Origin of the sequence: Mycobacterium deserti, from assembly GCF_025345615.1 — a bacterium.
Classification (GTDB): domain Bacteria; phylum Actinomycetota; class Actinomycetes; order Mycobacteriales; family Mycobacteriaceae; genus Mycobacterium; species Mycobacterium deserti.
In genome coordinates this window covers 366,246-385,147 of the sequence record NZ_JAODWD010000003.1, presented here as the reverse complement: position 1 = coordinate 385,147, position 18,902 = coordinate 366,246, and the positions used below count along the sequence as shown (strand labels likewise).

At 67.5% G+C, this 18,902-nt stretch carries 17 protein-coding genes; 4 read left to right on the top strand and 13 right to left on the bottom strand.

What is annotated here, in order from left to right; genetic code table 11:
* Window positions 1-41 precede the first annotated feature (41 nt).
* A complete protein-coding gene (locus N4S67_RS13200; protein WP_260993424.1) occupies window positions 42-896 on the top strand; it encodes a class II fructose-bisphosphate aldolase in 855 nt (284 codons plus the stop codon).
* Here the strand turns inward: N4S67_RS13200 and N4S67_RS13195 are convergent.
* Genes N4S67_RS13195 through N4S67_RS13180 form a run of 4 tightly spaced genes read right to left on the bottom strand, consistent with a single transcriptional unit; the run spans window position 878 to window position 4,812 of the window.
* The gene (locus tag N4S67_RS13195) at window positions 878-1,921 is read right to left on the bottom strand and encodes an ABC transporter substrate-binding protein (RefSeq protein ID WP_260993423.1); all 1,044 of its coding nucleotides are present in this window, start codon (window positions 1,919-1,921) and stop codon (window positions 878-880) included. The two genes, N4S67_RS13200 and N4S67_RS13195, sit on opposite strands and share 19 nt — an antisense overlap.
* The gene (locus tag N4S67_RS13190; protein ID WP_260993422.1) at window positions 1,911-3,017 is read right to left on the bottom strand and encodes an ABC transporter permease; all 1,107 of its coding nucleotides are present in this window, start codon (window positions 3,015-3,017) and stop codon (window positions 1,911-1,913) included. The genes N4S67_RS13195 and N4S67_RS13190 overlap by 11 nt, the downstream gene beginning before the upstream one ends.
* Complete coding sequence (locus tag N4S67_RS13185; RefSeq protein WP_260993421.1) at window positions 3,014-3,778, bottom strand: ATP-binding cassette domain-containing protein; 765 nt, start codon at window positions 3,776-3,778, stop codon at window positions 3,014-3,016. Before N4S67_RS13185 ends, N4S67_RS13190 begins: the two co-directional genes overlap by 4 nt.
* Window positions 3,775-4,812, bottom strand: a complete 1,038-nt coding sequence (locus tag N4S67_RS13180; protein WP_260993420.1) for a class I mannose-6-phosphate isomerase — start codon at window positions 4,810-4,812, stop codon at window positions 3,775-3,777. The genes N4S67_RS13185 and N4S67_RS13180 overlap by 4 nt, the downstream gene beginning before the upstream one ends.
* A gap of 158 nt (window positions 4,813-4,970) precedes the next feature.
* On the opposite strand from N4S67_RS13180, the gene N4S67_RS13175 reads away from it, so the two are divergent.
* Window positions 4,971-5,972, top strand: coding sequence for a LacI family DNA-binding transcriptional regulator (locus N4S67_RS13175; RefSeq protein WP_260993419.1), 1,002 nt, complete (start codon window positions 4,971-4,973; stop codon window positions 5,970-5,972).
* Here N4S67_RS13175 and N4S67_RS13170 read toward each other — a convergent pair.
* The 9 genes from N4S67_RS13170 to dxr form a co-directional block, all read right to left on the bottom strand.
* On the bottom strand, window positions 5,969-7,441 hold the full coding sequence (locus N4S67_RS13170; RefSeq protein ID WP_260993418.1) for a cobyric acid synthase: 1,473 nt from the start codon (window positions 7,439-7,441) through the stop codon (window positions 5,969-5,971). The two genes, N4S67_RS13175 and N4S67_RS13170, sit on opposite strands and share 4 nt — an antisense overlap.
* Complete coding sequence (gene map, locus N4S67_RS13165; RefSeq protein WP_260993417.1) at window positions 7,438-8,295, bottom strand: type I methionyl aminopeptidase; 858 nt, start codon at window positions 8,293-8,295, stop codon at window positions 7,438-7,440. The genes N4S67_RS13170 and map overlap by 4 nt, the downstream gene beginning before the upstream one ends.
* 119 nt (window positions 8,296-8,414) lie before the next feature.
* Complete coding sequence (locus N4S67_RS13160) at window positions 8,415-8,996, bottom strand: DUF1707 SHOCT-like domain-containing protein (RefSeq protein WP_260993416.1); 582 nt, start codon at window positions 8,994-8,996, stop codon at window positions 8,415-8,417.
* Window positions 8,997-9,025: 29 nt separating this feature from the next.
* Window positions 9,026-10,837, bottom strand: coding sequence for a penicillin-binding transpeptidase domain-containing protein (locus tag N4S67_RS13155; RefSeq protein WP_260993415.1), 1,812 nt, complete (start codon window positions 10,835-10,837; stop codon window positions 9,026-9,028).
* Between the two features lie 164 nt (window positions 10,838-11,001).
* Complete coding sequence (locus N4S67_RS13150; protein ID WP_260993414.1) at window positions 11,002-11,661, bottom strand: GNAT family N-acetyltransferase; 660 nt, start codon at window positions 11,659-11,661, stop codon at window positions 11,002-11,004.
* 31 nt (window positions 11,662-11,692) lie between these two features.
* Window positions 11,693-12,547 carry a GNAT family N-acetyltransferase gene (locus N4S67_RS13145; RefSeq protein WP_260993413.1) on the bottom strand — a complete coding sequence of 285 codons (855 nt, stop codon included), beginning with the start codon at window positions 12,545-12,547 and terminating at the stop codon, window positions 11,693-11,695.
* Between the two features lie 52 nt (window positions 12,548-12,599).
* Entirely contained in the window at window positions 12,600-13,799 is a 1,200-nt protein-coding gene (ispG, locus tag N4S67_RS13140) for a flavodoxin-dependent (E)-4-hydroxy-3-methylbut-2-enyl-diphosphate synthase (RefSeq protein WP_260993412.1), read from the bottom strand.
* Between the two features lie 8 nt (window positions 13,800-13,807).
* Window positions 13,808-15,025, bottom strand: coding sequence for a M50 family metallopeptidase (locus tag N4S67_RS13135; RefSeq protein ID WP_260993411.1), 1,218 nt, complete (start codon window positions 15,023-15,025; stop codon window positions 13,808-13,810).
* Complete coding sequence (gene dxr / locus N4S67_RS13130) at window positions 15,022-16,194, bottom strand: 1-deoxy-D-xylulose-5-phosphate reductoisomerase (protein ID WP_260993410.1); 1,173 nt, start codon at window positions 16,192-16,194, stop codon at window positions 15,022-15,024. The genes N4S67_RS13135 and dxr overlap by 4 nt, the downstream gene beginning before the upstream one ends.
* 179 nt (window positions 16,195-16,373) lie before the next feature.
* On the opposite strand from dxr, the gene N4S67_RS13125 reads away from it, so the two are divergent.
* A complete protein-coding gene (locus N4S67_RS13125; protein ID WP_260994029.1) occupies window positions 16,374-17,045 on the top strand; it encodes a fasciclin domain-containing protein in 672 nt (223 codons plus the stop codon).
* A gap of 167 nt (window positions 17,046-17,212) precedes the next feature.
* Window positions 17,213-18,895, top strand: a complete 1,683-nt coding sequence (locus tag N4S67_RS13120) for a cytochrome c biogenesis protein CcdA (protein WP_260993409.1) — start codon at window positions 17,213-17,215, stop codon at window positions 18,893-18,895.
* Window positions 18,896-18,902: the final 7 nt, after the last annotated feature.

The window sequence follows — 18,902 nt, the reverse complement described above, 5'->3', positions numbered from 1 at the left end:
TATGGTTGCGTCTGATTGGAAAGCCGTCAAGCAGGAGCATCATGCCGCTGGTCCCCACCGCCGCGCTCGTCGACGACGCGAGGTCGCGGGGCACCGGCGTCGCCGCCTTCAACGTCATCACGCTCGAGCATGCCGAAGGCATCCTGATCGGCGCCGAGCGGACCGGTGCGCCGGTGATCCTGCAGGTCAGCGAGAACACCGTGAAGTTCCGCGGCCGGATCGAGCCGTTGGCCGCCGCGCTGACGGCGCTGGCATCCGGCGCGGCGGTCCCGGTCAGCCTGCACCTCGACCATGTCGAAACTCCCGACCTGTGGCATGCCGCCGCCGCGGCCGGCTACTCGTCGGTCATGGTCGACGCGGGCGCGCTTCCCTACGCGCAGAACGTCGCCATCACCGCCGGGGCCGCGCGACAACTGCACGGCCAGGGCCTCGCGGTGGAAGCCGAGCTCGGCTACGTCGGGGGCAAGAGCACCCAGGCCACCAGCGCCCACGCGCCCGGCGTGCGCACCGATCCACAGCAAGCCACCGACTTCGTGGCGGCGACGGGCGTGGACGCGCTCGCCGTTGCCGTCGGCAGCGCGCACGCCATGACCACCCGGACCGCCGAACTCGACCTCGACTTGATCGCGACGTTGCGCGACGCGCTCCCGATTCCGCTGGTTTTACATGGCTCCTCGGGCGTTCCCGACGACACGCTGCGGGCAGCGGTGCGCGCAGGCATCGTCAAAGTCAACATCGGGACCGCGCTCAACATCGCCTTCACCGGGGGGCTGAGCGCGGCGCTCGGCGGCGGGGTGGACCCCCGCAAGCCGCTGAGCGCCGCCCGGGACGCGATCGCCGATGCGGTGTCGCACCTGCTGGGTGTCGTCAGCAGCGATCAGCAGTCCGATTTGTAGGCCGCCGCGCCGCCTTCGCCGTCGAGGTTCTCCTTCGTGATGATCGTGAACCCGGTCTGCACCTTCTTGGTGTTCTGGCCACCGTCGAGAGCCGTCACCGCCTCGTCGACACCGAACTTCCCGATCAGCCCGGGGTCCTGCGCGACGAGCGCCTGGACCGTGCCCTCCCGCAGCGCCTGCATCTGGTTCGGTCCGGCATCGAAGCCGACGACCTGCACCTGGCCGCTCTTGCCCGCCTGACGTACACCGGTGGCCGAACCCTCGGCCGAGAAGAGGTTCGTGGCGAAGACACCGACGAGATCCGGATCCTTCTGCAGCTGGGCACCGATCAGCTGCGCAGCGGTTGCCGGATCGTTGTGGCTGTACTGGACGCCGACGTAGGTGAACTTGCTGTCGCCCTTGACCGCCTCTTCGAAACCCTTGGCGCGGGCGTCGGTCGTCGACACACCGGGATCGATGTTCATCACCATGACCTTGCCGCCCTCGGGGCGCAGCTTCTTGATGGCCTCGAACGCCGCCCGGCCACCGCCTTCGTTGTCACTGGCGATCTCGGACACCGCATACGACGGGTCGTTCGTCGTGGTGTCCACGAGCACCACCTTGATTCCCGCCGCGGCCGCCTGCTGCAGCGGTTGCTGCATGGCGGCAACGTCGGTCGGTGCGACCAACAGGGCATCCGGCCTACTGGCCACGATCGAGTCGAGAATCGGCTTCTGCAGCGTCGGGTCGAACTTCTGCGGGCCTTGTGTCGTGACCTTGACGCCCAGCTTCGCCGCCTCGTCCTGGGCGCCGCATTGCATGGTGATGTAGAACTGGTCGCCGGAAACGCCCTGCAGGAACGCGATGTTGTATTCCTTGCTGGCCTTCGAGGGTGCGGTCACAGTGGTCGCGGCCGCTTCCTGCGCGTTGCCGTTCGACGCTTCGCCCGAATCCGACGACTCTGGTTTCGACGACGTGCATGACGACAGTGCGAGCACCACGGCCCCCAATGTTCCCGCGACAACCATTGCGCGCTTACGGTTCACTGGCGTTCCTTTCGTGTGACTTCCTACGTTTGCCGAATCGCGAACGGGCCCCACGCAGTGCGGCCGCGCGCCGGGACTGATCGACGTAGACGGCGGCGATGAGCACCGTGCCGACCGCGACGCCCTGCCAGAACGGTTGCACGCCGATGATGACGAAACCGGACTGCAGCACGGCGGGGATGAACAGGCCGACCACGGTGCCGAAAACGCTGCCCTCACCTCCGAATATCGACGTGCCTCCGATCACCACCGCCGCGATGACGTTGAGATTGGTCAGTGACTGGCCGGCGATCGTGGTCGTGCCGAACTGTGCCAGGGTGAGGATCGCCCCGATGCCGGCAAGCGTGCCCGCCAACGCGTAGACGAGCACGAGGTGCCGGGTGACTTTGATGCCGGTGCGGCGGGCCGCCTCTTCGTTCGAGCCGATCGCGTAGGTGTAGCGGCCAAACCTCGTCTTGTGCAGCAGGATTCCGCCGAGCACTACGATCACCAGAGCCACGAAAGGCAACCCGGGAATGCCCAATACCTTTGTGTAGGCGCTGAAGTCGGTCAGCTCCGCGGGCACCGACCGGATGTCGATGCCACCGGTCAGGACCTGAGCCAGACCGAGTGCGACCGAGAGGGTGCCGAGGGTGACGATCAGCGCGGGCACCTTGGCCACGGCCACCAGCACGCCGTTGACGATGCCCCACGCCATACCGCCCACGATCGCGGCGATCAGCCCCATCGCGGCCACACCCGGCCCCGCGCCGCCCATCGCCTCCATCACCTTCGCCGACACCACCGACGCGAACACCAGCACCGAACCGACCGACAGGTCGATGCCCGAGGTGATGATCACGAACGTCATTCCGACACCGAGCACCGCCCACACCGCGACGTTCTGGGAGATGAGCGAGAAGTTCCCGGTGGACAGGAAGCGGTCGCCCGCGAGGACGGTGAAGAACAAGCAGATGACGATGAGGACACCGAGGATCCAGAACGCCTGTAATCGGGCGACGCGCTTGAGAAACGACCGCGCCGGGTCCGCATCGTCGGCCGCGATGACCGCGTCCGCGTTACCGAGGCTCGTGCGCGATCCGCCTTGGCTGGTCATGCGGCGCCTTCCCGTGAATCCAGTGCACCGGTCATGGCGCCGACGAGTTCCTCGACGGTGGTCTCCCGCCCGGGAAAGGTGGCGACCCGCCTGCCGAGTCGCAACACCTGAATGCGGTCACACACCTCGAGCACGTGCGGCATCGAGTGACTGATCAACACCACGGCAATACCCTTGTCGCGCACCCGCTTGATCGACTCGAGCACGTTCTTGGTCTGCACGACTCCGAGGGCCGCGGTCGGCTCGTCGAGGATCAGCACCTTGTTCGCCCACGCCATCGCCCTGGCGATGGCGATCCCCTGCCGCTGGCCTCCGGACATCGAACCGACCGCTGAGCTCAGCGATTTCACCGTCGCCCCCAGTTCGGCGAATGACGCGGCGGCGCTGCGGCGCATTGCTTTTTCGTCCATGAATCCGAGATGCCCAAGGATGCCTTTGCGCGGAATCTCCCTGCCGAGAAAGACGTTCTGGACCGGGTTGAGATGGGGCGCGAGCGCCAGATCCTGGTAGACGACCTCGATTCCGAATTCCTCGGCCTGCCGCGGCCCGGACAGCTCGAGCCGCTTGCCTTCGAAGAAGATCTCACCGTCGTCCAGGTCGAGGTTGCCCGACAGCACCTTGATGAGCGTCGACTTTCCTGCGCCGTTGTCGCCGATCAGGCCAACGACCTCGCCGGACTCCACGTCGAAGTCGGCGCCGTCCAGCGCGCGGACGTGCCCGAAGCTGCGCGACAGTCCGCGCGCCTCCAGGAGTGCTGTCATCCCGTGCCTTCCTGTGTGCTCGGCGTTGGTCGCGGCGGCCAGGACTCCCCCGCCCGGCAGACCAGCAGCCGGAGGTCACCCGCGACGTGCCATGGACCCGACGATGCGGGTACGACGAGCGTGTTGCCCTTTGTCACAGCGAGGGACTCGCCGTTGGCCGGACTCAACGACCCCGATCCGGAGAGCACCACCGCGACGGCGAACCCCGCGGGCGCATCGCCATGCGGGGTGAGCAGATCCATGCGGAAGTACTCCGCCGCCGCCTCGGGTAAGACCGGGGTCAAGCCGGCGGTGTCGGGTCGGGCGTGCCGAAGGAGCCCGTCAACATCGTCGAGCGCCGCTGAGTCGACGGCCGATAGCGCAACATCACGGTCGAGGCCGAGAAAGATCTCGTCGTCGGAGGCGGTGGTGTTGGCCCGCTCCAACAGGATCGACTGGTCGGTGGGTTCCTGCGCCTCCACGAGCAAGACGCCCCGCCCGATCGCGTGCGGGGTGCCCCCGGGGACCAGCACACCGTCGCCGGGGCGCACCTCGATCCGGTGCATCAGAGAAAGCATCGCTTCCGTGTCCTGAGCCTCGACGAGTGCCGAGAGCCGTTCGGGGTCAACCTCTTCGCGCCACCCCACCCAGACCGCCGCGCCGTCGGCGGCCTGCAGGATGTACCACGCCTCGGTCTTTCCGTATGGGCACCCGAGATGGCTGCAGGCGAATTCGCGGGTGGGGTGCACGTGCACGGGTAGCCGTTGGCCGGCGTCCAGCAGTTTCACCAGCACACCGATGTCACCCGGCTCGGCGTCATCGCGCCCGACCCATCCGATGGGATCGTCTCCGATCGCGTCTCGCAACAACCTGCCATCGGCGAGCCGGGCAGGGCCGAGATCCGGCTCACCGAACCGGGCAACCGTGGCGCCGACCCACTCCTCGGGGGATCGTTCACCGACCGGCGGCAGCCCACGCCACGCGGCCAACGCCGGCCCGCCCGCATACCAATGCGGAACCACGTTCGGGGGCAGGAGTTGCGATTGCGGGATCACTCGTTCGGCGTCTCCTGAATTTGTTACCCAAGTCACGCAGTTTCTGCGCCGGAGAGTACGCCACATTCGCGAGTGTGTCACCGGTGTCAGAAGATTCGCCCGCCCCGCCCTGACATCGGTGACATACTTGCCGCTGACCGAGCGAGGAGGGACGGTCGATGGCCACGATGCGCGACGTCGCCCGCCATGCCGGGGTGAGTGCGAAGACGGTCTCGCGGGTGGTCAACAACGACCGCTACGTCTCCGCCCATGTCCGTGAGCGTGTCGAGCGGGCGATCGACGAACTTCAGTACGTGCCCAACATGCTCGCCGTCTCCTTCCGCGCCGGGCGCGACGCCGCCATCGGTGTGGCGGTCCCCGGCGTCGCGGATCCCTTCTTCGCCAGCATCATCGACGCGGTCGAGCGCGAGGCGAGCAAACGTGACGCCGCGGTCATCCTGACCAGTGTCGGCTGGGAACCGTCACACGAACAGCGGTCCCTCGAAGCGGTGTTGAAGCGCCAAGTGTCGGGCATGATCATCTGTCCGGTCGGTCGCGACATGTCATACCTGCGACCGTGGCAGAAGCGCACGCCGCTGGTGTTCGTCGACCGGGAGCCGGGGCGGCTGACCGCGGATGCGGTGGTGCAGGACGACGTCGGAGGCGGACGCGACGGGACCCGTCACCTCATTTCGCACGGCCACCGCAGCATCGCGTTCATGGGCGACGACACGGTGACCGGACTGCTGCGGCACAAGGGCTGGCAACAGGCGCTTGATGAGGCGGGCCTGCCGCAGGGCCACGTTCACATCGGTGCGCTCGACATCCCCACGCTGACGGCCGCATTGCGCAAGGCGCTCGACGCCCCCGATCCGCCGAGCGCGGTGTTCTCGTCCAACGCCCGCTGCACCATCGCAGTCATATCGGCCTTACAGGCGTTGCGCCGCAAGGACATCGGACTGATCGGGTTCGGCGACTTCCCGACGGCGGCCGCCCTTCGACCCGCGATCACAGTGGTCCACCAGGACGGTGACGAGATGGGCCGCTTCGCGGCCGATCGGCTCTTCGCCCGGCTCGACGAACCGAATCGGCGGTTGCGGCGGCGGACCATCCTTCCGGTCTCGCTGGTGACTCGCACATCTTGCGCGCTGCCCGGCGAGAAGGTGCGCGCCGGACACTAGACCGAGGTGACGACCGTCGGCCGCGCGGGCGGACCGTCGACGAGCAGGTCCATGACGGCGTCGATGTCGAGGTGCGCGGTCAACAGGTCGGCCATCAGATCGAGTTGGGCGTCCCGACGTGCGGCGACGTCGACGTCGTCGGCCACGACGAAGCCGGGCGGACCCACCTCGGTGAGCCAGCGGCGGCGCAGATCGTCGTTGTCGAGCAGTCCGTGCCAATGGGTTCCGTAGACCATGCCGCGGCGGACCCCGACGCCCTGCCAGTCGTCCTCGGCGCAGCGTGCGACGAGCCCGTGGTGAATCTCGTATCCGCGTAGGGCGGATTCGTGGCGACACAACGTCTTCTCCGCGGCGAACACGATGTCGGCGTCGAGCAGGTCAAGACCGGTGACCGCGCCGGTCGTGGACTCCACGGTGTCATCGATGTGACGGCACAGCATTTGGAAGCCGCCGCAGATGCCCAGCACCGCCCTGCCGCTCGCGGCGTGCGCGGTGATGCCGTCGGCCAGGCCGCGCTCCCGCAGCCAGCCGAGGTCGGCGACGGTGGCCTTGCTGCCGGGAATCACCACGACGTCGGCGTCCGCCAGATCAACCGGGTCGGTCACCCAGCGGACGAGCACGCCGGGTTCGCACGCCAGCGCCTCCACGTCGGTGGAATTCGAGATGCGCGGCAACCGGACCGCGGCGATGCGCAGCCACCGCTGTCCGCGCGGCGGCTGCGGATCGCCGACGACGCGATGGGCCAGCACCGAGACGGAGTCCTCGGTGTCGAGCCAGAGACCGTCGGCGTAGGGAACCACCCCGTAGGTCGGGCGGCCGGTCAGTGCGCGCAGTTGGTCCAGGCCCGGAGCCAGCAGCGCGGGATCGCCGCGGAATTTGTTGACGATGAACCCGCTGATCAACCGCTGGTCTTCCGGTTCGAGCACGGCAACGGTCCCGTAAAGGTGGGCCAGCAGCCCGCCGCGGTCGATGTCGCCGACGACGACGACCGGTAGGTTGGCGGCGCGCGCGAGCCCCATGTTGGCCAGATCGGTTGCGCGCAGGTTGATCTCGGCCGGCGATCCCGCGCCTTCGCAGATGACGGCGTCGAATTCGTCTCGCAATCCTGCCAATTCCTCGGCCACGACGGCGGCGAGTGCACTCCGGTGGGAGAAGTAGTCACCTGCGCGCACGGTGCCGACGGCGCGACCCCGCACCACCAGTTGCGACGCCCGGTCGCTGCCGGGCTTGAGCAACACCGGATTGAACCTGGTGTGTGGTGCCAGTCCGGCGGCGCGGGCCTGCATCGCCTGCGCCCGCCCGATCTCACCGCCGTCGACGGTGACCGCGGAGTTGTTGCTCATGTTCTGCGCCTTGAACGGTGCGACGCGAATCCCCTTGCGGGTCAGCAGCCGGCACAGCCCCGCGACGACCATCGACTTGCCGGCGTCGGAGGTGGTTCCGGCGACCAGCAGCGCGCCCGAGCTCACAGCTGGGTCAGGATCTCGGCGCCGTCGTCGGTGACCACCAGCGTGTGCTCGAACTGTGCGGTCCACTTGCGGTCCTTGGTTGCGACGGTCCAGCCGTCGTCCCAGATCTCGTAGTCCAGTGCGCCGAGGTTGATCATCGGTTCGATGGTGAACGTCATCCCCGGCTCGAGCACCGTATCGACGGCCGGCTGGTCGTAGTGCAACACGACGAGTCCGTTGTGGAAGGTGGTCCCGATGCCGTGGCCGGTGAAATCACGAACCACGTTGTAGCCGAACCGGTTTGCATACGACTCGATGACCCGTCCGACCACCGATAGCGCACGACCGGGTTTGACCGCCTTGATGGCGCGCATGGTCGCCTCATGGGTTCGCTCGACGAGCAGGCGGTGCTCCTCGGACACGTCGCCGGCCAGATAGGTCGCATTGGTGTCGCCGTGCACTCCGTCGATGTAGGCAGTGACGTCGATGTTGACGATGTCTCCGTCTTCGACGACCGTCGAGTCCGGGATGCCGTGGCAGATGATCTCGTTCAACGAGGTGCAGCACGACTTGGGATAGCCCTTGTAGCCCAGCGTCGACGGGTAGGCGCCGTGGTCGACCATGTACTCGTGGGCGATGCGGTCCAGTTCGTCGGTCGTCACGCCCGGGGCGACGGCCTTGCCTGCCTCGGCCAGCGCGCCCGCCGCGATGCGTCCGGCGACGCGCATCTTTTCGATCACCTCGGGCGTCTGAACCCATGGCTCGCTGCCCTCGTTGGCGCTCGGCTTCCAGGCGTACTCGGGCCGGGGAATCGCGTTGGGCACCGGCAGCGTCGGAGACACCACGCCGGGACGAAGTGCGGTGCGAACGGGCATGACGCCAGGGTAGCGGCAGGGCGAGCTAGTCTCGTCGCCCATCGAGATCGACGAGGTTGGCGACGTTTCGCCAAGCGGTTCGCCGACACCCGGCGTGCGCCCTACCTGCACGCCGGTGTTCAGCCGTTGCGGCGCAGCCAGGATTTGCGCGGCCCACGGACGTCGACCGACCCGCATACCACCTTGCCGGTGAGGATGACGTGCGGCGTGCCCTCGGCGGGTGGATCCCTGCGGTGGTCGTGTGCGCTGCCGACGACGACCTCGACGTCATCGATGGAGGCGCTGGCGCCGTCTGGCAGCCGCAAGTCGAGTCCGCCGAATTTCATGTCGAGTTCGACGACGACCATGGGACCCGCGAACCGCGCCCGCGTCAGGTCGAGATCCACCGAACCCATCCGGCGGTGCAGCGCGAGCCTTGTGGGCACGGTCCACTCGCCGTGACGTTTCAGCGAGCCGAGCACGCCGCGCAGTTCGACCTTGTCGGCGGCCGAGGTGATGATCGCTCCTGGTCCGGGCAGGTCGCCGACGAGCGCATCGAGGTCCGCGTGTAAACGGGCGCTGGACACCATCGCCGAGCGTTCCTCGAACTCCTCGATGTCGATGAGCCCCAGCGCCACGGCGTTGTGCAACCGCCGCAGCGTGCCGTTGCGATCCGCGTCTGAAACGCGCAGGACCGATTCGTGCTCGTTGATGCCAGTCATGCCGCTACCAACGGTACCGCCGCGACTTCTCAGGCGAGATATCCGGAGGGCAACTGGTCGAACATGCCCTTGAGCATCCGCACCGCGTACTCCGACGAACCACCACCGACGATCAGCGCGGCGAAGGCCATGTCACCGCGGTAACCGGCGAACCACGAGTGCGAGCCGCCCGCGAATTCGGCCTCGCCTGTCTTTCCCCGCACGTCGCCCGCGCCCTGCAGATCCTTGGCGGTTCCGTTGGTCACCACGAGCCGCATCATCGGTCGTAGTCCGTCGAGGATCTTCGGGTCGATCGGCGTCTGGTCACCCTTCACCGTGGTCTGTCTGCCCTCGATCAGTTGCGGCACAGGCGTTTTCCCGGCGGCGACGGTCGCTGCGGCCAGCGCCATGCCGAATGGGCTGACCACCACCTTGCCCTGACCGAACCCGTCCTCGGTGCGCTCGGCCAGGTTGACCGTCGGCGGCACCGAACCGGTCACGGTGGTGAGACCCTCGATCTCGTAGTCGGCGCCGATGCCGTACTTCGCTGCGGCCATCGTCAGTCCGCGCGGCGGCATCCGGCTGGCCAGTTCGGCGAAGGTGGTGTTGCACGAGCTGGCGAACGCCCGCGACATCGGCACCGTGCCGAGGTCGAAGCCGCCGTAGTTCGGCACCGTGCGATGTCCGATGTCCATCGTCCCCGGGCAGGGAAGCATGGTGTTGGGCGTCGCCATGTCGCGTTCGATCGCCGCGCCCGCGGTGACCATCTTGAACGTCGAGCCCGGCGGGTACAGGCCCATCGTCGCGATGGGCCCCTCGGAGTCGGCTGCCGCGTTCTGCGCCACGCCCAGGATTTCGCCGGTGGACGGTTTGATGACCACGATCATGGCCTTCTTGCCGGTGAAGTTCACGGCGTTCTGCGCGGCGTTCTGCACGGCACGGTCGAGGCTGATCGTGATCGACGGCGACGGCGAGCCGGGCACCTCGTTGAGTACGTCGACGTCGACGCCGTTCTGATTGACGGTCACGACGCGCCAGCCGGCCTGACCGTCGAGTTCGTCGGCCACCGCCTTCTCGACCTCGTTGACGATGGCGGGCGCGAATTGCTCGTCCGTGGGCACCATTTCGGCCTGTGGCGTGACGACGACGCCGGGCTGCGCGCCGAGTGCGGCCAACCGATCGTGATCGGACTGGCGCAGTGTGATCAGGCTCAGCGGTTGTTTCGACCCGCTAGCCTGTTCGGCGAGGCGCTGCGGGTCCAAGGTGGGATCGAAGGGGCGAAGCGCGTCCGCGATGGCGCGGGCGGTCGGCATGAGGGCGCCGCCGGCGGCCGTGGCGTCCAGCGCGTAGTGGTACACGAACCCGGGCACCAGCACCTCGGAACCGCTGCGCTCGATGACCGACGCTCGACTCGGCGGATCGGCGCGCAGTGCGAACGTCTGGTGCTCACCGAGTTTCGGGTGCAGACCCGTGGTGCTCCAGCGCACCTCCCAGCGGCCTTCGTCGCGCACCATGTTCAGTTGCCCGTCGTAGGTCCACGTCCGGTCCTTGGGCAGATGCCAGGTGTAGCGGTAAGCGATGCTGCCGGTGTCCTCGGCGTACTTCGAGCCAAGGATCTGCGCGTCCAGGTGGGTGGCCTGCAGCCCGGACCATGCCTCGTTGAGGGACTGGCGCGCCTCGGCGGGCCGGTCGGACAGGTCGGCCGCCGCGGCGGTGTCGCCCGTCGCGAGCGCTGCGAAGAATTCCTCGGCCGCCGGTTCGGGGCCATTCGGTTTCGGCGTACACGCGACGACGTTGCCGAGCGACGTGAGGACCGCCGCGACCGTCAGCACGCTCGCTGCCCGTGATACTGAAGATGCCATTGGGGCAGATGTTACGAAGTTGAGACCGTGGAGTGGCTTAGGCGCACCGAGGGGTGAGACACCAGCGCGCTACTTCGGTCCCCAAATCCGACTTCTGTCGCGAAAGTGCGAGAGCGCGCCAACAAAACTCGGGTTTCGGCGCGCTTAGTCGTGCGTCAGTCGCGTCAAGCGCCGGCGGCGGGCGCGCGCACCACCAGCGGCGCGGCCGGGAAGTAGGCGGCCATCTCCGAGCGCGACTTGCGCAGTGCCGCGGTCCCGTACCCGTGCTTGCGATGGGCGGGGTGGATCCAGATTCGCAGGTTCACCTCGCCGTCGATCAGGTCGCCGAACACCATGCCGATCTTCTCGGACCCGTGCACGGCCACCAGCCAGGCCGCCTCCTCGGCCTCGACGCGCTGCAGACCCGCACGGATCTCGTCGTCGAGATCGCCTGCCGGAGCGCCGGACCCGTCGCCGGCCTCCTGCATGTCAGCGGTGCGCGCGGCGAACACGTCGCGGTCGGCGTCCGCGGCGAACGGCCGCAGCGTCATGGCCTCCGCGGATGTCGCCGGCTCGCCCATCGTGAAGCTGAGCTGATTGTTCAGGTCCTCGAGTTCGGCACGAATCCTGCGCCGCCCCACCTTGGTGAGCCGGTCGAACGACAACCGCAGCACCGCTTCGGCGGGCACCGGGGAGGTCCCGAGCATGCCCGCGATCGCCTCGATCGCCGAGTCGTAGTCCTCGGACTCCACGATGGCGTCGAGCAGCTCGTGGCGTCGTTCGAGGGCGCGGACCAGCGCGTCGGCGATCTCCCGGCGTTCCACATTGCGGTCCTGCTCGCTCATGACCGTGAGCGTAGACCAGGGGCGTCGGACGTCAATCGAGGAGAACGGTCGCGAACGTGCCGACCTGGGCGAAGCCGATGCGATCGTAGGTGGCCCTCGCGACGGTGTTGAAGCTGTTGACGTACAGGCTTGCGATCCGGCCGGTATCGATGACGGCCGACGCCAGCGTCGCGGTACCCGCCGTGCCGAGACCCTGTCCACGCCAGTCGGGATGCACCCACACGCCCTGGATCTGGCCGACCGCCGCCGACTGCGAACCGATTTCGGCCTTGAACACCACCTGGCCGCGCTCGAAACGCGCCCACGCCCGACCCGCGGCGATCAGACCGGCCACCCGGCGCCGGTAGCCGCGGCCGCCGTCGCCCAGGCGGGGGTCGATGCCGACCTCGCCGATGAACATGTCGATCGCCGCCACCAGATAGGAGTCGATTTCCTCGGGACGCACCCGCCGTACCGCCGGGTCCGTCGCGCACAGCGGCGCTGCGCTCAACGCCATCAGCGGCTGCTGTTCGCGCACATCGCGGGCCGTTCCCCAGGCGTGCTCCAGCCGCCGCCACATCGGCAGCACCAACTCGGCGCGGCCAACCAACGACGAACACCGGCGCGCAGTGCTCATCGCCTTGTCGGCGAACGCATGAAGGTCAGATAGCCCGCCGCGCAACGGAATCAGGTTCGCACCGGCGAAGCACAGCGATTCGTCGACACCGCGCCGGGTCCACAGCTCGCCGCCGATCGCCGACGGCTCGATGCCGTGGTTGGTCACGCGGGAGGCCACCATGCAGGACGCGACGGGATCTTCGTCGAGCACCCGGCGCACCGCGCCCGCGTCGCGCACCACCGACACCCGTCGCTCGTCGACGAGGCGGAACAGCGGCGGAGCCGACATGAGGACTCTTTCTGATCCCGGGCGGTCGGTGACCCCGCTCAAAGGGTCATGCTCAGCTTACGGTCACAACCGGCGAACCGCTTGCATCTGTTCCCTGCTCTGTGTCCATTTCACCGGCCAATCGCATGGCCTCTTCGATCAGCGTCTCGACGATCTGTGCCTCCGGAACCGTCTTGATGACCTCGCCCTTGACGAAGATCTGGCCTTTGCCGTTTCCCGAGGCGACGCCGAGGTCGGCCTCGCGGGCCTCGCCGGGGCCGTTGACGACGCAGCCCATCACCGCGACGCGCAGTGGCACGTCGAGTCCGTCCAGGCCGGCCGACACCGCGTTGGCCAGCGTGTAGACGTCGACCTGGGCGCGCCCACACGACGGGCACGACACGATCTCCAGCCCGCGCGGACGCAGGTTCAGCGACTCGAGGATCTGATTGCCGACCTTGACCTCTTCGGCGGGCGGCGCGGACAGCGACACCCGGATCGTGTCGCCGATGCCCTTGGACAGCAGCGCGCCGAACGCGACGGCGGACTTGATCGTGCCCTGGAACGCCGGTCCCGCCTCGGTGACGCCGAGGTGCAACGGGTAGTCGCTCTTGGACGCCAGCAGCTCGTAGGCCGCGACCATGACCACCGGGTCGTTGTGTTTGACGCTGATCTTGATGTCGCCGAAGCCGTGCTCCTCGAACAGCGACGCCTCCCACAGCGCGCTCTCGACGAGCGCCTCTGGCGTGGCCTTGCCGTGCTTCTGCATGAACCGCTTGTCCAGCGAGCCGGCGTTGACGCCGATGCGGATCGGAATGCCCGCGGCGCCCGCGGCCTTGGCGACCTCGCCGACACGGCCGTCGAATTCCTTGATGTTGCCAGGGTTTACGCGCACCGCGGCGCATCCGGCGTCGATCGCGGCGAAGATGTACTTCGGCTGGAAGTGGATGTCGGCGATCACCGGGATCTGGCTGTGCCTGGCGATCTCCGCCAATGCGTCGGCGTCTTCCTGCCGCGGGCAGGCCACGCGCACGATGTCGCAGCCCGACGCGGTCAACTCGGCGATCTGCTGCAGCGTGCTGTTGATGTCGTGGGTCTTGGTGGTGGTCATCGACTGCACGGCGATCGGGTGGTCGCTGCCGATGCCCACATCGCCAACCATCAACTGGCGAGTCTTGCGCCTCGGCGCCAATGTCGGTGCCGGCGGAACAGGCATTCCGAGGCCGACGGAAGCTGTCCCCGAGCCGCGTCGCTCCTGCCCCAGGGAAGTCATCTTGTCTCCTATTGGAAAAGTCTGATCGGATTGACCAGGTCAGCGGTCACGGTCAGCAGCATGTAGCCGACCACCACTATCAAGACTACGTAGGTCGCCGGCATCAGCTTGAGGTAGTTGACGGGCGCCGCGGCCACCTTGCCGCGCGCCGACCGAATCGTATTGCGGATTTTCTCGAAGAAGGCGATCGCGATGTGCCCGCCGTCGAACGGCAGCAACGGGACCAGGTTGATCGCGCCGAGCACGAAATTCAGCTGGGCCAGGAAGAACCAGAACGCCACCCACAGGCCGGCGTCGACGGTGTCGCCGCCGATGATGCTGGCGCCGACCACGCTGATCGGTGTCTCCGGGTCGCGTTCGCCGCCACCGATGGCGTCGACCAGCGCGCCGACCTTGGTGGGGATCTTGGCCAGCGACTTGCCCAGCTCGACGGCGAGGTCGCCGGTGAACGCGAACGTCGCGGGGACCGCGGACAGCGGGTTGTGATGCGTCGGCCCGAACTGCGCCATGGTGATGCCGATGGTGCCGACGTTGGTCGGGGCGACGGCGTCCTCACTGGTGAAACGCTGCGCCTGGGTGACGTCGACGACGGTGGTGAACTCGCTGCCGTCGCGCTGCACGGTGAACTGCGTCGGGCCGTTGAGTTCGCGCAGCGCGGCGACCATCTCGTCGAAGTTGGCGACCGGGGTGTCGCCGACCTTCAGCACGGCGTCGCCCGCGCGGATGCCTGCCGCCTCCGCAGGCGAAGGCGCGATGCAGTCGCTCAGTACGCCCTTCTCGACTTCGGACTTCACACACGACGTTTCGCCGACGAGCGCCGCGGTCGGCGGGTGCAGGTTCGGCAGCCCCCAGATGACGGCGATCAGGTAGATCAGCACCAGCCCGAGGACGAAGTTCATACCGGGACCGGCGGCGAGCACCGCGGCGCGCTTCCACGTCTTCTGCTTGTACATCGCGTACGGACGGTCTTCGGGAGCGATCTCGTCGACCGACGTCATGCCCGCGATATCGCAGAAACCGCCGAGCGGGACCGCCTTGACGCCGTACTCCGTCTCGCCCAGCTTGTTGGGTCGCCGCGTGGACCACAGCGTGGGGCCGAAGCCGACGAAGTAGCGGCGCACCTTCATCCCGGTAGCGCGCGCGACCCACATGTGGCCGCATTCGTGCAGGGCAACCGAGATGAGGATGCACAGCGCAAACGCGATGATGCCGAGAACGAACATCATGGGGTAGCTGATCCTTCTTTCGTGAGCTCTCGCTCCACTGCGCTCTTCGCCCGGTCCCGGGCCCAGTGCTGCGCTTCGAGTACGTCATCCACGGTAGCGGGTTCGGCGGCCCACTGGTCGGCAGCGCGCAGCACCTCGGCAACCGTGTGCACGATGGCCGGGAAGCGGATACGGCCGTCCAGAAACGCCGCGGCGGCCTCTTCGTTGGCGGCGTTGTAGATCGCGGTCATACAGCCACCGCCCTTGCCCGCCTCGCGGGCGAGGTCGACCGCGGGGAACACTTCGGCGTCCAGTGGCAGGAATTCCCAGGTGGCGGCCGTTTGGAAGTCGCACGCTGGGGCGGCCGCGGGCACCCGGGACGGCCAACCCAACGCCAGCGCGATCGGCAGTTTCATGTCGGGAGGGCTGGCCTGGGCCAACGTCGAGCCGTCGGTGAACGTGACCATCGAGTGGACGATCGACTGCGGATGCACAACCACGTCGATGCGGTCGTAGTCGACGCCGAACAGCAGATGGGTCTCGATGAGTTCGAGCCCCTTGTTGACCAGTGTCGCCGAGTTCAAGGTGTTCATCGGGCCCATCGACCACGTCGGATGTTTTCCCGCCTGCTCGGGCGTAACGGACTCGAGATCACCGGCCGACCAGCCCAAAAACGGCCCCCCGGAGGCGGTGAGCACGATCCTGGCCACTTCGTCCGGGGTTCCACCGCGCAGGCACTGCGCCATCGCCGAGTGTTCGGAGTCGACGGGCACGATCTGGCCGGGCTGCGCGGCCTTGAGCACCAGCGGACCGCCGGCGACCAGTGACTCCTTGTTGGCGAGCGCGAGTCGGGCGCCGGTGCCCAGCGCCGCCAGGGTGGGTTTCAGTCCGAGCGCGCCCACGAGCGCGTTGAGCACGACGTCGGCTTCGGTGTTCTCGACCAGTCGGGTGACGGCGTCAGGTCCGGCGTAGGAGACCTCACCGACGCGGGCGGCCGCGGCCTCGTCGGCCACCGCGATGCGTGCCACGCGGGTCTGGCTGCGCTGGCGCGCCAGCAGGTCGGGGTTGCCCCCGCCTGCCGCCAGCCCGACCACCTCGAACCGGTCCGGGTTGGCGGCGACGACCTCCAGCGCCTGGGTGCCGATCGAGCCGGTGCTGCCGAGGATCAGTACGCGCAGCCGTTCGCTCACCGGCCTATTGTGCGCGTCCGCGCGGTCGCGATCCCAGCCCGCGCCGGAAGGACAGTTGTGACGCAACGGTGACGTGCCCTGTTGACGAGCGATCCGTGACCGATCGCACATCGAATCCCCGATGTCAGTTCACCGGACGCCGGCAAGGCAGTCCATGACGAAATGGAGTGGGAACTGTGATGATCACAATGCACCGGAAGTCGATCGCCGTGGCGGGACTGAGCGCGATGGCGATCTTCGGGGCCGCCGCGTGTTCGAGCGACTCGGAGTCGTCCGAGGCCGCGACCACGAGTTCCACCTCGATGGCGACGTCGACTTCGGCCGCACCGACCACGAGCGCCATGGCCGATCCCGCCGCCAACCTGGTCGGTACCGGCTGCGCGGCATACGCCGAGCAGGTGCCGGAGGGCCCGGGTTCGGTTACCGGGATGGCTGCGGACCCCGTGACCGTCGCCGCGTCCAACAACCCGATGCTGAAGACGCTCACCCAGGCGCTCTCCGGTCAGCTCAACCCCGATGTGAACCTCGTCGACACCCTCAACGGCAGTGAGTTCACCGTATTCGCGCCGACCGATGACGCCTTCGCCAAGATCGACCCCGCGACGATCGAGAAGCTGAAGACCGATTCGGACCTGTTGACCAGCATCCTGACCTACCACGTCGTTCCCGGACAGGCGAGCCCGACTCAGGTGCCCGGGACGCACAAGACGGTGCAGGGCGCTGACGTCACCGTGATTGGCCAGGGCAACGACCTCAAGGTCAACGACGCGGGCCTGGTCTGCGGCGGAGTTGGCACGGCCAACGCCACCGTCTACATGATCGACACGGTGCTGATGCCGCCGGCCGCCTAGGCCACCCGACCCGCGAGCTGGGCCACACGACCGCTGCCCCCCAGCGGGAGAGGGAGCCCGGAATCGCACTTCCCCCACCCCGCGATTCCGACCCCGCCACGAGCTGGGCGCCTCCCTAGCGCCCAGCTCGTGTGTGGGCCCAGCTCGCACACCTCCGAGGACGGCTGATGTTCACTCTTGTCCTGATCGGATTCATCGGCGGATTGATCACCGGCATCTCACCGTGCATCCTTCCCGTGCTGCCGGTGATCTTCTTCTCCGGCGCACAGAGCGGCGAGGCCAAGTCGCGGCCGTATCGAGTGATCGCCGGCCTGGTGTTGAGCTTCTCCGTTGTGACGTTGGCCGGTTCGGCATTGCTCTCTCTGCTGCACCTGCCGCAGGACACCATCCGCTGGGTGGCACTGGTGGCGTTGGTGGCCATCGGCGTCGGACTGATCTTTCCGAAGGTCGAGGCGCTGCTGGAAAAGCCGTTCTCCCGACTACCGCAAAAGCAGTTCGGCACCGGCAGAAGCGCTTTCGGTCTCGGCCTGGCGCTCGGGGTGCTCTATGTACCCTGCGCAGGACCGGTGCTCGCGGCGATCGTCATCGCGGGCGCCACGGGCACCGTCGGATTGAGCACGGTCGCACTGACGCTTTCCTTCGCGGTCGGCGCCACCCTGCCGCTGCTGTTCTTCGCCCTTGCGGGCAGGCGTGTCGCGGAGCGGGTCGCGGCCTTTCGCCGCCGCCAGCGCGAAATACGCGTTGCCGCAGGACTTGTCACGATCCTTCTCGCGGTCGCTCTGGTCTTCAACCTGCCTGCGGTGCTGCAGCGCGCCGTTCCCGACTACACGGCCGCCTTGCAGGAGACCGTCGGCGGCGACGAGCAGATCCGCGAGAAGCTCAACCTCGGCGGCCTCGTCAACGACCAGAATCGCGAGCTGTCTAACTGCACGAACGGGGCTGACGAACTCGAAACCTGCGGCACCGCGCCCGACATCAGAAACATCGCCGCCTGGCAGAACACACCGAACGGATCGCCCGTCGACCTGAAATCGTTGCGCGGCAGGGTGGTCCTGGTCGACTTCTGGGCCTACTCCTGCATCAACTGCCAGCGTGCGATCCCGCACATCGTCGACTGGTATGACGTCTACAGAAGCGCCGGCTTCGAGGTGATAGGCGTTCATACCCCGGAATATGCCTTCGAGCGTGTCGAGAGCAACGTTGCCGCAGGCGCGCGAGACCTCGGCATCACCTACCCCGTTGCCCTCGACAACGGATTCTCGACATGGACGAACTACCGCAATCGGTTCTGGCCTGCCAAGTACCTCATCGACGCGGACGGCGTGGTGCGGCATATCAAGTTCGGCGAGGGCGACTACCAGACGACCGAGAAGCTGATTCGGCAGCTGATCGCCGAAGCCAACCCCGACGTGCAACTGCCTGCACCCGTCGAGTCGGTAGACGTCACTCCCCTGCAGGAGACGACACGCGAAACCTATCTGAGCGTGGGCAAGGTCGTGAACTACGGCGGCCAGGGCAGGTACGTCGAGGGAATCGACGAATTCGTCTACCCCGCTGCGCTTCCCGATGACACCTTCGCGCTTCGCGGTCGGTGGACGCTCGACTATCAGGGAGCAACGTCGGTCGGCGAACAGAACGGCATCGCGTTGAATTTTCACGCGAAGGACGTCTACATCGTCGCCGGCGGCGAGGGAAGGCTGACCGTCAACCGGGGCGGCGAGACCACGACGATCGCCATCAGCGGGCCGCCGACGCTGCGCCAGATCGTCAACGACGAGGTCGCGGGCCGGGGCAGTCTCGAGGTGAGCGTTCCGGCGGGCCTGCAGGTGTTTTCGTTTACCTACGGCTGATTCTTGA